General features: G+C 68.9%; 11 protein-coding genes. 8 read left to right on the top strand and 3 right to left on the bottom strand.

What is annotated here, in order from left to right; translation table 11 throughout:
• Window positions 1-55 precede the first annotated feature (55 nt).
• The 5 genes from IEW87_RS00730 to IEW87_RS00710 all read left to right on the top strand — a co-directional run bounded on the left by IEW87_RS00730 (window position 56) and on the right by IEW87_RS00710 (window position 5336).
• Window positions 56-1246, top strand: a complete 1191-nt coding sequence (locus IEW87_RS00730; RefSeq protein ID WP_188710414.1) for an MFS transporter — start codon at window positions 56-58, stop codon at window positions 1244-1246.
• 229 nt (window positions 1247-1475) lie between these two features.
• The gene (gene dnaK, locus IEW87_RS00725) at window positions 1476-3329 is read left to right on the top strand and encodes a molecular chaperone DnaK (RefSeq protein WP_188710413.1); all 1854 of its coding nucleotides are present in this window, start codon (window positions 1476-1478) and stop codon (window positions 3327-3329) included.
• Complete coding sequence (locus IEW87_RS00720) at window positions 3329-3931, top strand: nucleotide exchange factor GrpE (RefSeq protein WP_188710412.1); 603 nt, start codon at window positions 3329-3331, stop codon at window positions 3929-3931. Before dnaK ends, IEW87_RS00720 begins: the two co-directional genes overlap by 1 nt.
• Before the next feature lie 18 nt (window positions 3932-3949).
• Entirely contained in the window at window positions 3950-4885 is a 936-nt protein-coding gene (locus IEW87_RS00715; RefSeq protein ID WP_188710411.1) for a DnaJ C-terminal domain-containing protein, read from the top strand.
• Window positions 4886-4907: 22 nt separating this feature from the next.
• Window positions 4908-5336: a heat shock protein transcriptional repressor HspR gene (locus IEW87_RS00710; RefSeq protein ID WP_188710410.1), complete on the top strand. Its 429-nt coding sequence runs from the start codon at window positions 4908-4910 to the stop codon at window positions 5334-5336.
• Between the two features lie 116 nt (window positions 5337-5452).
• On the opposite strand, the gene IEW87_RS00705 is transcribed toward IEW87_RS00710, so the two are convergent.
• Window positions 5453-6481, bottom strand: a complete 1029-nt coding sequence (locus IEW87_RS00705; RefSeq protein ID WP_188710409.1) for a LacI family DNA-binding transcriptional regulator — start codon at window positions 6479-6481, stop codon at window positions 5453-5455.
• Window positions 6482-6594: 113 nt separating this feature from the next.
• Between IEW87_RS00705 and IEW87_RS00700 the strand changes: the two genes are divergently transcribed.
• Together IEW87_RS00700 and IEW87_RS00695 are read left to right on the top strand one after the other, a co-directional pair.
• Window positions 6595-7383, top strand: a complete 789-nt coding sequence (locus IEW87_RS00700; protein ID WP_188710408.1) for a ThuA domain-containing protein — start codon at window positions 6595-6597, stop codon at window positions 7381-7383.
• Window positions 7380-8480, top strand: a complete 1101-nt coding sequence (locus IEW87_RS00695; protein WP_229730802.1) for a Gfo/Idh/MocA family protein — start codon at window positions 7380-7382, stop codon at window positions 8478-8480. The genes IEW87_RS00700 and IEW87_RS00695 overlap by 4 nt, the downstream gene beginning before the upstream one ends.
• Here the strand turns inward: IEW87_RS00695 and IEW87_RS00690 are convergent.
• Window positions 8477-9481 carry a LacI family DNA-binding transcriptional regulator gene (locus IEW87_RS00690; RefSeq protein WP_188710407.1) on the bottom strand — a complete coding sequence of 335 codons (1005 nt, stop codon included), beginning with the start codon at window positions 9479-9481 and terminating at the stop codon, window positions 8477-8479. The two genes, IEW87_RS00695 and IEW87_RS00690, sit on opposite strands and share 4 nt — an antisense overlap.
• Window positions 9482-9549: 68 nt before the next feature.
• Complete coding sequence (locus IEW87_RS00685; RefSeq protein ID WP_188710406.1) at window positions 9550-11157, bottom strand: glycoside hydrolase family 13 protein; 1608 nt, start codon at window positions 11155-11157, stop codon at window positions 9550-9552.
• A gap of 183 nt (window positions 11158-11340) precedes the next feature.
• On the opposite strand from IEW87_RS00685, the gene IEW87_RS00680 reads away from it, so the two are divergent.
• Window positions 11341-12579 (top strand): sugar ABC transporter substrate-binding protein, encoded by a 1239-nt coding sequence (locus tag IEW87_RS00680; RefSeq protein WP_188710405.1) that lies wholly within the window; start codon window positions 11341-11343, stop codon window positions 12577-12579.
• Window positions 12580-12643 lie beyond the last annotated feature (64 nt).

Raw genomic sequence — 12643 nt, 5'->3', positions numbered from 1 at the left:
GAGCACCGTACCGCGTCGGTGTGACTTCCCATGGCTGGTCGGGCATGATCGACGGGTGACGACCGCCTTGGACCGCCAGCTGCGACGCGGCCACATCGCCGCCGCGCTGTTCTTCTTCACGAACGGCGCGGTCTTCGCGAGCCTCATCCCGCGCTACCCGGAGCTGAAGGTCGCGCTCGATATGAGCGCGACGGTCTACGGCATCGTCCTTGCCATGAACCCCGTCGGTGCGATGGTCGCCGGAATGGCCGCGGCCGTGCTCATCCGTCGATTCGGGTCCGCCCGCGTCGCGGCGATCGCGACGAGCGGCCTCGCGATCGGCCTCGTGGCCGCGGCATGGTCGCCGAGCATCCTGCTGATGGCCACGTCTTTCTTCGCCGCGGGCATGATGGACGCGATCACCGACGTCGCGCAGAACGCGAATGCGCTCCGGGTCCAACAACGCCGCGGACGATCCATCATCAACTCGATGCACGCGCTCTGGTCGGCCGGCGCCGTCACGGGCGGCGCGATCGCCGCCGCGGCGATCGCGCTCGGGGTCCCCGTGCGATTCCACATCCTCGTCACGTCCGTAGTGTTCGCCGGCCTGGCGTTCTTCGCGCTGCGCTGGGCGCTGCCCGGGCCCGAGTCCGAGGCCGGTCCGACCGGCGAGATCCGGATCGCGAAGGCCGCCGGGGGCGTCACGACGAAGGTCGTGTTCCTCATCGCCGCGCTGCTGCTTGTCGCGATCGGCGGCGGCCTCGTCGAGGAGGTCGCATTCTCCTGGGCATCGCTCTACCTCAGTGACGAGGTCGGCGCACCCGCTGCGCTCGCCGCCGCCGGATTCATCGGTCTGGTCTCGGCGCAGTTCGTCGGGCGCATGGTGAGCGATCGGTTCGTCGACCGCTTCGGTGCACGCGCCGTGGTGATCGTGGCCGGCGTGCTGATCGCGAGCGGCATCGGCCTCGCGATCGCCGTCCCGACCGTGTGGGGCGTCTGCATCGGACTCGCGATGGCGGGCTTCGGCTGCGCGCCGACGATCCCGCTCGCCATGCAGGAGGCCGACCGCGTGCCCGGCCTGCGTGCGGGCGTCGGCCTCACGGTCGTCACGTGGCTCATGCGCCTCGCCTTTCTCGGCGGGCCACCGCTCGTCGGGGTGATCGCCGATGCGGCGTCGATCCGCGTCGGGCTGACCGTCTCGCTCACCGGCGGCCTCGTGGTGCTGGCGCTGTCGTTCGTCATGCCACGTCTGCGCCCGAGGCGCTGAGCGTGAGCCGAGCTGGGCACTGACCGGTCCGCTCGCGCGGAGATAAGCCGCAACAGCGGAGGATCCTGCCGATCGGATCCGCGGCTGCGGCTTATCTCCGCGGGTGGGGTGCCGCTCTAAAGTTGAGTCGGTCCGCATCAAGTTTCTTGACGGATCCGGATCCGCGATTTACACTTGAGTCATCGCGACTCAACTCTCGCGAATTCTTCTCGACGAAACGGAGCTACATATGTCACGTGCTGTGGGAATCGACCTCGGAACGACCAACTCGGTCGTGTCCGTCCTTGAGGGCGGCGAGCCGAAGGTCATCGCCAACGCCGAGGGAATGCGCACGACCCCGTCGGTCGTCGCGTTCACGAAGGACGGAGAGGTGCTCGTCGGCGAGACCGCGAAGCGTCAGGCCGTCACCAACGTCGACAACACGATCGCCTCGGTCAAGCGCCACATGGGCACTGACTGGAGCTTCGAGACCGGCGGCAAGAAGTACACGCCGCAGGAGATCTCGGCGCGCATCCTGCAGAAGCTGAAGCGCGACGCCGAGGAGTACCTGGGCGACACGGTCACTGACGCGGTTGTCACGGTCCCGGCCTACTTCAACGACGCCGAGCGTCAGGCCACGAAGGAGGCCGGCGAGATTGCGGGTCTGAACGTCCTTCGCATCGTCAACGAGCCCACCGCCGCGGCCCTCGCCTACGGTCTCGATCGCGGCCAGGAGGACGAGCTGATCCTCGTCTTCGACCTCGGTGGCGGCACGTTCGACGTCTCGCTGCTCGAAGTGGGCAAGGACGATGACTTCTCGACGATCCAGGTGCGGGCGACCGCCGGTGACAACCGCCTCGGCGGCGACGACTGGGACGACCGCGTCGTCGAGTACCTCATGAAGCAGTTCAAGGACACCACCGGCGTCGACGTCTCGGGCGACAAGATCGCGCTGCAGCGCCTCAAGGAGGCCGCGGAGCAGGCCAAGCGCGAGCTCTCGAGCTCGGCGACCACGACCGTGAGCCTGCCGTACCTCTCGCTCACCGCCGAGGGCCCGGCCTCGCTGCAGGAGCAGCTCTCGCGCGCGAAGTTCGAGGACCTGACCAAGGACCTCGTGGAGCGCACGAAGAAGCCGTTCGAGGACGTCATCCGCGAGGCGGGTGTGAAGCTCAGCGAGATCGCGCACGTCGTGCTCGTCGGTGGATCCACCCGGATGCCCGCGATCAGCGAGCTGGTCAAGCAGGAGACGGGCAAGGACGCCAACAAGGGCGTCAACCCGGATGAGGTCGTTGCCGTCGGCGCGGCACTCCAGGCCGGCGTGTTGAAGGGCGAGCGTAAGGACGTCCTCCTCATCGACGTCACCCCGCTGTCGCTCGGCATCGAGACGAAGGGCGGCGTCATGACGAAGCTCATCGAGCGCAACACGGCGATCCCGACCAAGCGCAGCGAGACGTTCACGACAGCCGAGGACAACCAACCCTCCGTCGCGATTCAGGTGTTCCAGGGTGAGCGCGAGTTTACGAGCGACAACAAGCCGCTCGGCACGTTCGAACTCACCGGCATCGCACCGGCGCCTCGCGGCATGCCTCAGGTCGAGGTCACGTTCGACATTGACGCCAACGGCATCGTGCACGTGTCCGCCAAGGACAAGGGCACGGGCAAGGAGCAGTCGATGACGATCACGGGCGGATCCTCGCTCGACAAGGACGACATCGACCGCATGGTGCGCGACGCCGAGGAGCACGCGGAAGAGGACAAGAAGCGCCGCGAGGCGGCCGACACGCGCAACCAGGCCGAGACGCTCGCGTACTCCGTCGAGAAGCTCCTCGAGGAGAACGACGAGAAGCTCCCGGTCGACGTTAAGGAGAGCGTGAAGGCCGACGTCGACGCGCTGAAGTCCGCGCTCGCGGGCGATGACGACGAGGCGATCAAGTCGGCCGTCGACAAGCTGAACGAGTCGCAGACCAAGCTGGGTGAGGCGATCTACGCGCAGGCGCAGCAGGAGGAGCCGCAGGATGGCTCCTCGGACGAGTCCACGTCGGATGACGAGGACGTCGTGGACGCGGAGGTCGTGGATGAAGACGACGAGGACGAGAAGAAGTAATGACGGACACGGACCCGATCGAGCCCGGTGAGGGCGAAGACCAGGTCCAGCGGGACGCCGAGGCGGGGGCAGAAGCTGCCCCCGCCGATGGCGCCTCCGCTGGAGAGGATGGCGACGAGCTGACGGTCGACGAGATCCTCGACGCCGAGCAGACCGATGACGCGGTCGAGCAGGAGAAGAGCGACTACGAGACGCAGCTGCTGCACGACCTCAAGCGCATCCAGGCCGAGTACGCGAACTACCGTCGGCGCACCGAGGATCAGCGTCAGCTCGAGGCCGACCGTGCCAGGGGCGAGGTGGCCAAGCGCATGCTCCCCGTACTCGACGACCTTGCGCGCGCCGAGCAGCACGGCGACCTCGAAGCCGGATCCGCCTTCGCGCTCGTCGCCGACAAGATGCGCGGCGTCGCCGTCGACTCGGGGCTCGTCGCATACGGCGAGGTCGGCGAGGAGTTCGACCCGCAGCAGCACGAGGCCGTCTTCCAGGCCCCGACGCCTGGGACCGAGAAGGCGACGATCCTCGAAGTCGTCGAGGTCGGTTACCGCCTCGGCGACGTCGAACTGCGCCCCGCCAAGGTGGTCGTCGCGGTTCCGGCCGACTGATGCAGAAGAGGGCGTGAGATGGCCAGTCAGGACTGGTTCGACAAGGATTTCTACAAGGTGCTCGGCGTCTCCAAGGACGCGGAAGACGCCGAGCTGAAGAAGGCCTATCGCAAACTCGCCCGCTCGTATCACCCGGACTCGAATCCGGGGGATACGGCAGCCGAGACGAAGTTCAAGGAGATCAGCGAGGCGTACTCGGTGCTGTCGGATCCCGAGCAGCGCAAGGAGTACGACGAGCTTCGCGCCATGGGATCCGGTGCGCGCTTCACCGCGGGCGGCGCTGGCGCTGGCGGTTTCGAGGACGTCTTCAGTCGCTTCTCGCGAGGCGGCGGCGGATCCCCGGACTTCGACGACATCTTCTCGATGTTCAGTCAGTCGACGGGCTCCCGTCGCGCTGGCTTCGGCGGCCCGCAGAAGGGGAGCGACGTGCGCGCGCGCACGACGATCGACTTCCTCACGGCGGCGAAGGGCGAGACGATCTCGCTGCGCGGCGAAGACGGCAAGCCGTTCAAGGTGAAGGTGCCGGCGGGCGTCGCGGACGGCCAGAAGATCCGGCTGCGCGGCCGCGGCCGCCCCTCTCCGAACGGCGGCAGCAACGGCGACATCGTCGTCGAGGTCACCGTGCGCCCGGATCGGGTCTTCTCGCGCGACGGCCGCAACCTGCGCCTGACGGTGCCGGTCACGTTCACGGAGGCGACGTTCGGCGCGACGATCGAGGTGCCGACGCTCGAGGGCACGCCGGTGAAGCTGCGCGTCGCGCCCGGCACACCGTCGGGCCGGATCCTGCGCGTGAAGGGTCGCGGCATCGCGACGTCCAAGGGCACCGGAGACCTCCTTGCGGAGGTGCAGGTGGCGGTGCCCGACAACCTCACCGACGCACAGCGTGAGGCGCTCGAGGCGTACCGTGCCGTCGAGCCTTCCGAGAATCCCCGCACGGAACTGTTCCGTGTTTGACTGAGTGGCGAGGAGGCGTGAGATGCAGCTGCCCGAGGGCGTGACGGAGACGGATCCGATCTTCCCCATCGCCGCGGCGAGCGAGCTCTCCGGCCTCCACCCGCAGACGCTTCGCCAGTACGATCGCACGGGGCTCGTCATCCCCGGCCGCACGCGCGGCGGGTCGCGACGATACTCCGCGCGCGACATCGCCCAGCTGCGCGAGGTTGCGGCCCTCTCCGCAGAGGGAGTGCCCCTCGCTGTCATTCAGCGCATGCTCGACCTCGAGAACGAGGTGCAGGAGCTGCGCCACGACATCCGCGCGCTCACCAACGAGCTGCGCGCGGAGCGCGAGACGCGTCCGGGAGCGCGTGTGTTCGCGACCAACGCCGCGGGCGGCGTCGTCACGCTGACCGGGACGACGCGCGTGCGACGTCAGACGGACATCGTCCTCTACAGCCCGCGGCGCTGACGAGCCGAAGCCTCCCCACCCCGCCGGCGCTCTGAAGTCCACAAGTCTCCGACGAGTCCGCAAGTCTCCGACAAGTCAGGCGAGAATCGCAACGGACTTGTCGGAGACTTGCGGAGTTAGGCGCGCCGCGGTGTGCGCCGGGGACCGGCCGCCGCCACCGTACCCCCGGGGACGAGTTCGCACGGCAGCAGGACCTGCGGAAGCGGCCCCTGCGTGTCCTCGAGCCGATCGACGAGCGCGTCGAGTCCGAGCTCGCCGAGCTCGGTGCCCGGGGTGCGCATGTACGTCAGCTGCGGCTCCGTCATCTCGGCCATGTACGCCGACGAACCCAGCGAGACGAGACTCACATCAGCCGGGACGTCGAGACCGGCGTGCGTCAGCCCCGCGACGAGGCCCGGCGCGGCGTGCTCGTTCAGGATGATGACGGCGGTCGTGTCTGGATAGTCGGCGGCGAAGCGCTCGCCGATTCGCCGCCCGTCGCCCGGCATCTCGTCGCACGCGATGAGCGTCGTCGGGTGCCCGTGGCGCTCGGTGACCTCTCGGTACGCGCGCATCGCGCGCCACACGAGGGCGTGGTCGTATGCGGGGCTCGCGCTGGCGAGGAACGCGATGTCCTCGTGGCCCTCGGCGATGAGCTGCGCGTACGCGGCCTCGACCGAGCTCGACATGTCGATGTCGACGTAGGGCAGCGCGGACGGATCCGCGGTGCGTCCGATCATCGCGAACTCGACCTTGTGCTCGACCAGCGCGGCGACGCGCGGATCCTCGAGCTGGACCTCCATGAGCAGCACGCCGTCCACGAGACCGCTGCGCGCGAGGACCGCGATCTGCTCGGCGTCGTTGCCGATCGGCCACATCACGAGGTCGTATCCGCGATGTCTCGCGCGCCGCGACGCGCTCGTGAAGAACGCGGATGCCGTGAGCGAGAGCGGTCGCTCCAGGGCGGGGAAGAGCATGGCGAGGATGCGCGTCCGACCGCGGGCGAGCGCGGCGCCGATCGGATTGCGCGCGAAGCCGAGCTCGCGCATCGCCGCCTCGACGCGCTCGCGGGTCGCTTCGGTGACGCGCTTGGTTCCGTTCACCACGAAAGACACGGTGGCGATCGAGACCTCCGCGCGGTCCGCGACGTCCTTCATCGTCACCATGCGTCAGGTTCCTCCATCTCCGCACATTCTGCCGGAGCCTGGTTGAGACCCCGAACGTGGCGTACCATCGGTGCGAGAAGTTTAAGCGCTTAACCATCTGTCGAGGGAGATCCATGTCATCCGCCATCGCATCGGGACAGCCCATGCGCGTCGTCGTCTGGGGCGAGAACGTGCACGAGCAGGAGCAGCAGGAGGTGCGCGACATCTACCCGCACGGAATGCACGGCGCCATCAAGGAGGGCATCGAAGAGAACCTCGGCCAGCGCGCCGTCGTGCGCACCGCCACGCTCCAGGATCCCGAGCACGGGCTCACTGAGGAGGTGCTGCGCGACACGGATGTCCTCGTCTGGTGGGGCCACGCCGCACACGACCAGGTCGCCGATGACGTGGTCGATCGGATCCAGCGCCACGTACTCGCGGGGATGGGCCTCCTCGTGCTCCACTCCGGGCACTGGTCGAAGATCTTCGGCCGGCTGATGGGCACGACCTGCACGCTGCGCTGGCGCTCGAAGGACGATCGCGAGATTGTCTGGACCGTGGATCCGACCCACCCGATCGCGCGCGGTATCCCGCACCCGTTCATCATCCCGGCGCAGGAGATGTACGGCGAGTTCTTCGACGTGCCCGCACCCGACGAGCTGGTCTTCCTGTCGACCTTCTCCGGCGGCGAGGTCTTCCGCAGCGGGATGACCTACCGGCGCGGGTACGGCCGGATCTTCTACTTCAGCCCCGGCGACCAGGACTACCCCGTGTACCACCAGCAGGAGGTGCGCCGCGTGATCGCGAACGCCGTGGAGTGGGCGCGCACCGACCGCCCCGAACGCACGTCGCCCGTGCTGCTGCGCTACGAGCGTGAGGACTTCTACAACGGCCACGGCTACACGGGGGCGATGGGCAATTGAGCGCCTTCCGCCGCGTGACAACCGACGGTCCGCTGCGTCTCGTCCAGGTGGGCGCCGGCGGCATGGGACGCGCGTGGTTGCGAACGATCGACGCGGATCCGGACGTCGAGCTTGTCGGGCTCGTCGACCTTGACCTCGACACCGCGCGCACGGCGCTCATCGAGGAGGGGATCGGCGGCGACGTCGTGACCGCTCGCACGATCAGCGAGGTCGCCGAGCGCACTCCGGTGGATGCGGCCGTCAACGTGACGGTCCCCGTCGCACACCTGCCCGTGAACGTCGAGGCGCTCGCCGCGGGAATCCCCGTGCTCTGCGAGAAGCCCGCGGCGCCGTCGTTGCGCGACGCGTATCGCCAGGCCGCCGTCGCCGCCGTGCACGGCGAGCTGCTGATGATCAGCCAATCACGCCGGTACTTCGCGGCGCTCGACGCGGCGCGCGAGCAGCTGGCGCGTATCGGATCCGTCTCGAATGCGTCGACTCGCTTCTTTCGGGAAGCTCATTTCTCGGGTTTCCGCGAGCAGATGGCGCATCCGCTCCTCATCGACATGGCGATCCACCAGTTCGACGTCGCGCGTGTGGTGATGGGTGCGGAGCCGGTGTCGGTCGTGTGCGACGAGCACAACCCGAGCTGGAGTTGGTTCGCGGGCGCAGCGGAGGCCCACGCGGTGTTCGAATTCGCCAGCGGCGGGCGGTACGTCTTCACCGGCAGCTGGGTCTCGGTCGGAGAGGAGACGAGCTGGAACGGCGAATGGTGGATCAACGGCGCCGGTGGCACGATCCGCTGGGACGGCGCGGACGACGTTCGCGTGATCCCCGCCGGTGCCCGTGCCCGACCTGAGCGGATCGCGGTGCCGTCCGGGGTGCCCGAGGAGATCGCCGGATCGCTGCGGGAGTTCGTCGGAGCAGTGCGCAGCGGCGAGACGCCGGAGAGCACGGCGGCGTCGAACGTGCACAGTCTCGCGATGGTCGAGTCGGCCGTGCAGGCGGCGGAGACGGGCGAGCGGGTCGACATCGATGCCGTCCGGCGCGCGGCCCTCGCCGCGGCGATCGAGTACGAACAGGATCCGGCGGTGCGCGCCGCGCTCGCGACGCTTTAGCGGGCGGCGGTGTCCGGCCGCGTCGTCGAGGACCGTACGACGAGTTCGAACGGGAGATCGGTATCTGTCGGCACGGCGCTGCCCTCGAGGTCGGCCAACACCAGGTCGACCGCGAGCGCGCCCTGGCTGCGGGGGAACTGCGCGATCGTCGTCAGCCCGTAAAAGTCCGACATGTCGTGGTCGTCGATGCCGGCGATCGACACGTCGCGGGGAACCTCGAGCCCGAGGTCTCGCGCCGCGAGCATCGCGCCGAACGCCATCTCGTCGCTGGCCGCGAAGATCGCGGTCGGGCGGTCAGGCGTGCCGAGAATCTGCTTCGCCGCCCGATAGCCGCCCGGTACGGTGAAGTCCGCGTCGACGACGAGCGGCGCGTGCACGCCGATCTCCTCGAGCGCATCCTCGAATCCCTGGCGGCGCTTCGTCGGAAGGTGGAAGTCGACGTCGCTCGCCTCGTCGCCGCCGATGTGGGCGATGCTCGTGTGGCCGAGGGCGATGAGGTGGCCCGTCACGAGCCGCGCCGCGCCGACGTCGTCGAGCGCCAGCGTGGGCGCCCCGACGATCGGCCCACCCACGCCCACGAGCGGCTTGTCGAGCGCCTTCAGCTGCTGCAGCTCGGTGTCGTCGAGCTCCAGGGAGACGGCGATGACGGCGTCCACGCGCTGCCGCGGGATGAACGTCTCGAACACCTCGCGCCGTTCGGATCCGTCGCCCTCGAGGTTGTAGAGCGTGACGTCGTACCCGGCGCGCATGAGGCTCTGCTGCGCTCCCGCGAGCACCTGGCTGAAGAACCATCGGTCGAGGAAGGGCAGCACGATCCCGACGTTGCGGTTGCGTCCGCTCGCGAGTGTCGAAGCGGCCTGCGAGACGACGTATCCGCGTTCGCGCGCAGCCGCGAGCACGCGTTCTCGCGTCTTCGGCGAGACGGATCCGCGACCTGACAGCGCCCGCGACACCGTCGCGCTCGACACGCCCACGGCATGGGCGATCTCGGCGATGTTCACGTCGTCATCCTCTCACCTCATCCGAGCGCGTCCCCGGCCCTGCCTCTCTGACCAGGGACGCGTCCGAATCACGCCTCGGTGCGGACCCAGGCCGCGGTGTCGGTCGGAAGCGTGCCGCCCTCCAGCGTCGCGGATGCGGCGAGCACCTCGCCGTTCGGGAGCTCCACGGCGCGATCGCCGAAGTTCACCACGACGATCACGTCGCCATTGCGGAACGAAAGGACGCTGGGATCCGTGTCGAGCCACTCGATTCCGCCCGCGCCGAGCGCGTGCTCACGCCGGAGGCGCAGCAGCGAGCGGTACAGCTCCAGCGTCGACCCCTCGACGCCCTCCTGTGCTTCGCGCGACAGCGCCGCCCAACCGTCAGGCTGCGGAAGCCACGATGCGCCCGACTCGCTGAATCCGTACGACTCACCGGAGCGCGTCCAGGGGATCGGCACGCGGCAGCCGTCGCGGCCGTAGCGCTCGCCGCCGGTGCGGAACCACGTCGGATCCTGTCGGGCCTCATCGGGGAGCTCGACCGCTTCGGGGAGCCCGAGCTCCTCGCCCTGGTAGACGTAGGCGGATCCGGGCAGCGCGAGCATGAGCGCGGTCGCGGCCCGGCCGCGCCGCAGACCGAACGTCTGCTCGGGGACGCCCTCGGAGCGCGGCCCGACGCCGTGACCCTGCGGAGCCGCGTCACCCAGCGCGAGGCGCGTGGCGTGCCGGACGACATCGTGGTTCGACAGCACCCACGTCGACGGCGCTCCCACGTCGCCGAACGCGGCGAGGGACTCGTCGATGATTCCACGCAGTTCGGCGGGGTCCCAGGCGGTCGAGAGGTAGCCGAAGTTGAAGGCCTGGTGCATCTCGTCCGGGCGCACCCAGTTCGCGATCTCCTGCACGGTCGGCATCCACGCCTCGGCGCAGAGGATCCGCTCGTCCTCGTACTCTTCGAGGACGGTGCGCCACTCGCGGTAGACGTCGTGCACGCCGTCCTGCCCCCAGTAGGGGACGGGCTCGGCGCCGCCCATCGACGCCGCGTCGGCGGGCGGGGTGTAGTTCGGCAGGCCGTCGGCCTTCACGAGGCCGTGCGCCACGTCGACGCGGAAGCCGTCGACGCCGCGGTCGAGCCAGAACCGCAGGATGTCGCGGAACTCGGCGCGCACCTCCTCGTTCGACCAGTCGAAGTCTGGCTGCGAGGAGTCGAACAGGTGCAGGTACCACTGCCCGTCCGGCACGCGCGTCCAGGCCGGTCCGCCGAACACCGATTGCCAGTTGTTCGGCGGGGTGTCGCCGTCGCCGTCGCGGAACATGTACCGCGCGCGCTCCGGGGATCCGGGGGCAGCGGCGAGTGCTTGCTGGAACCACACGTGCTGATCAGACGAGTGGTTCGGAACGAGGTCGATGATGACGCGGAGGCCGAGCTCGTGCGCGCGCGCCAGCATGCGGTCGAAGTCTTCGAGCGTGCCGAACAGCGGGTCGATATCGCGGTAGTCGGTGACGTCGTAGCCCGCGTCCTTCTGCGGGGACGTCATGAAGGGCGACAGCCACACGACGTCGACGCCGAGGTCGCGCACCGCATCGAGGCGGTTCGTGATGCCGGTGAGGTCGCCGACGCCATCGCCGGAGGCGTCGGCGAACGAGCGGGGGTAGATCTGATAGATCACGGCGGAGCGCCACCATTCGTGAGTCATGTCCGTCAGCGTAGGGCACACGCGCGAAGAATGGAAGCGCTTGCAATATGGTGCGTCGGCGTGCATTCTTGAGGGGGCCATCTGGTGAAGCTTCGTTGATTTACCAAGTGGCAACCCTCATCACGCACCATGCAATCGCTTACAGTCCGGCGGAGTTGCCGGCACGAACGAAAGGGAACACCGATGACGGTGAACAAGACGGGCCGGGCATTCGCGGCCATCGCGGTCGCGGGCACGCTCGGCCTGGCCGGTTGCGCCGGCGGAGCCGGCGACGCTCCCGCCGACGACACGGCTGACGAGAAGACCGAGGCCTCGACGACCCTCACGGTGTGGGTCGACGCCGAGCGCGTGGACGCCCTCCAGGGTGCCGCCGACGCGTACGAGGAGCAGGCCGGCGTGGCCGTCGAGCTCATCGGCAAGGACACGGCTGACATCAAGGATGACTTCATCCAGCAGGTCCCGACGGGCGAAGGCCCCGACATCGCCATGGGCGCCCACGATTGGCTCGGCGAGCTGTCCACGAACGGCGTCGTCGCACCACTCGAGCTCGGCGACTCCGCGTCCGGCTACCTCGACGTCGCCATCGAGGCCGCGACCTACGACGGAACCGTCTACATGCTGCCGTACGCCGTCGAGAACCTCGCCGTGCTGCGCAACACCGAGCTCGTCCCGGAGGCGGCCGCGAGCTTCGACGAGATGCTCCAGGCCGGCCAGGACGCCGGTCTCGACCAGCCGTTCGTCGTCGAGCAGGGCGCCGAGGGCAACCCCTACCACCTCTACCCGTTCCAGACGGCGTTCGGCGCCCCGGTGTTCGGCACAAACGATGCCGGATACGACGCGACTGATCTGCAGATCGGCGGCGAGAACGGCGAGGCCTTCGCCACGTGGCTCGGCGAGCAGGGCGCGGCCGGTGTGTTCAACACCGACATCGACGGCGACATCGCGAAGCAGGCCTTCCTCGACGGCGACGCCGCGTTCTGGCTCACCGGCCCGTGGAACGTCGGCGCCGCGCAGGACAGCGGCATCGACGTCGCGATCGACTCGGTTCCCAGCCCGACCGACCAGGTAGCCTCGCCCTTCGCAGGTGTGAAGGGCTTCTTCCTCTCGAGCGAGTCCGAGAACCAGGTCGCCGCGACCGACTTCCTCGTGAACTACCTCGGCACCGAAGAGGCGCAGCTGTCGCTCTTCGAGGCCGGCAACATCCTCCCGGCGCTGTCGGCCGCGGCCGACACGGCCTCGAGTGACCCGATCATCGCCGGCTTCGCCGAGGTGGGCACCGAGTCGGTGCCGATGCCCGCGATCCCAGAGATGGGATCCGTCTGGGAGTACTGGGGCATCGCGCAGGCCGAGGTCATCAATGGTGCCGACCCCGTCGAGCGGTGGCAGAAGCTCACCGCCGACGTCGAGTCCGCCATCGGCTGATCAACCACCTGAGGGTCGCCAGAGATTGCGCGTGCGAGACGCACGAGACCGCAATCTCTGGCGA

Source organism: Microbacterium faecale (assembly GCF_014640975.1).
Lineage (GTDB): Bacteria > Actinomycetota > Actinomycetes > Actinomycetales > Microbacteriaceae > Microbacterium > Microbacterium faecale.
Note: the sequence above shows the minus strand (reverse complement) of the source record. Positions and strands in the feature narration are given on the sequence as shown.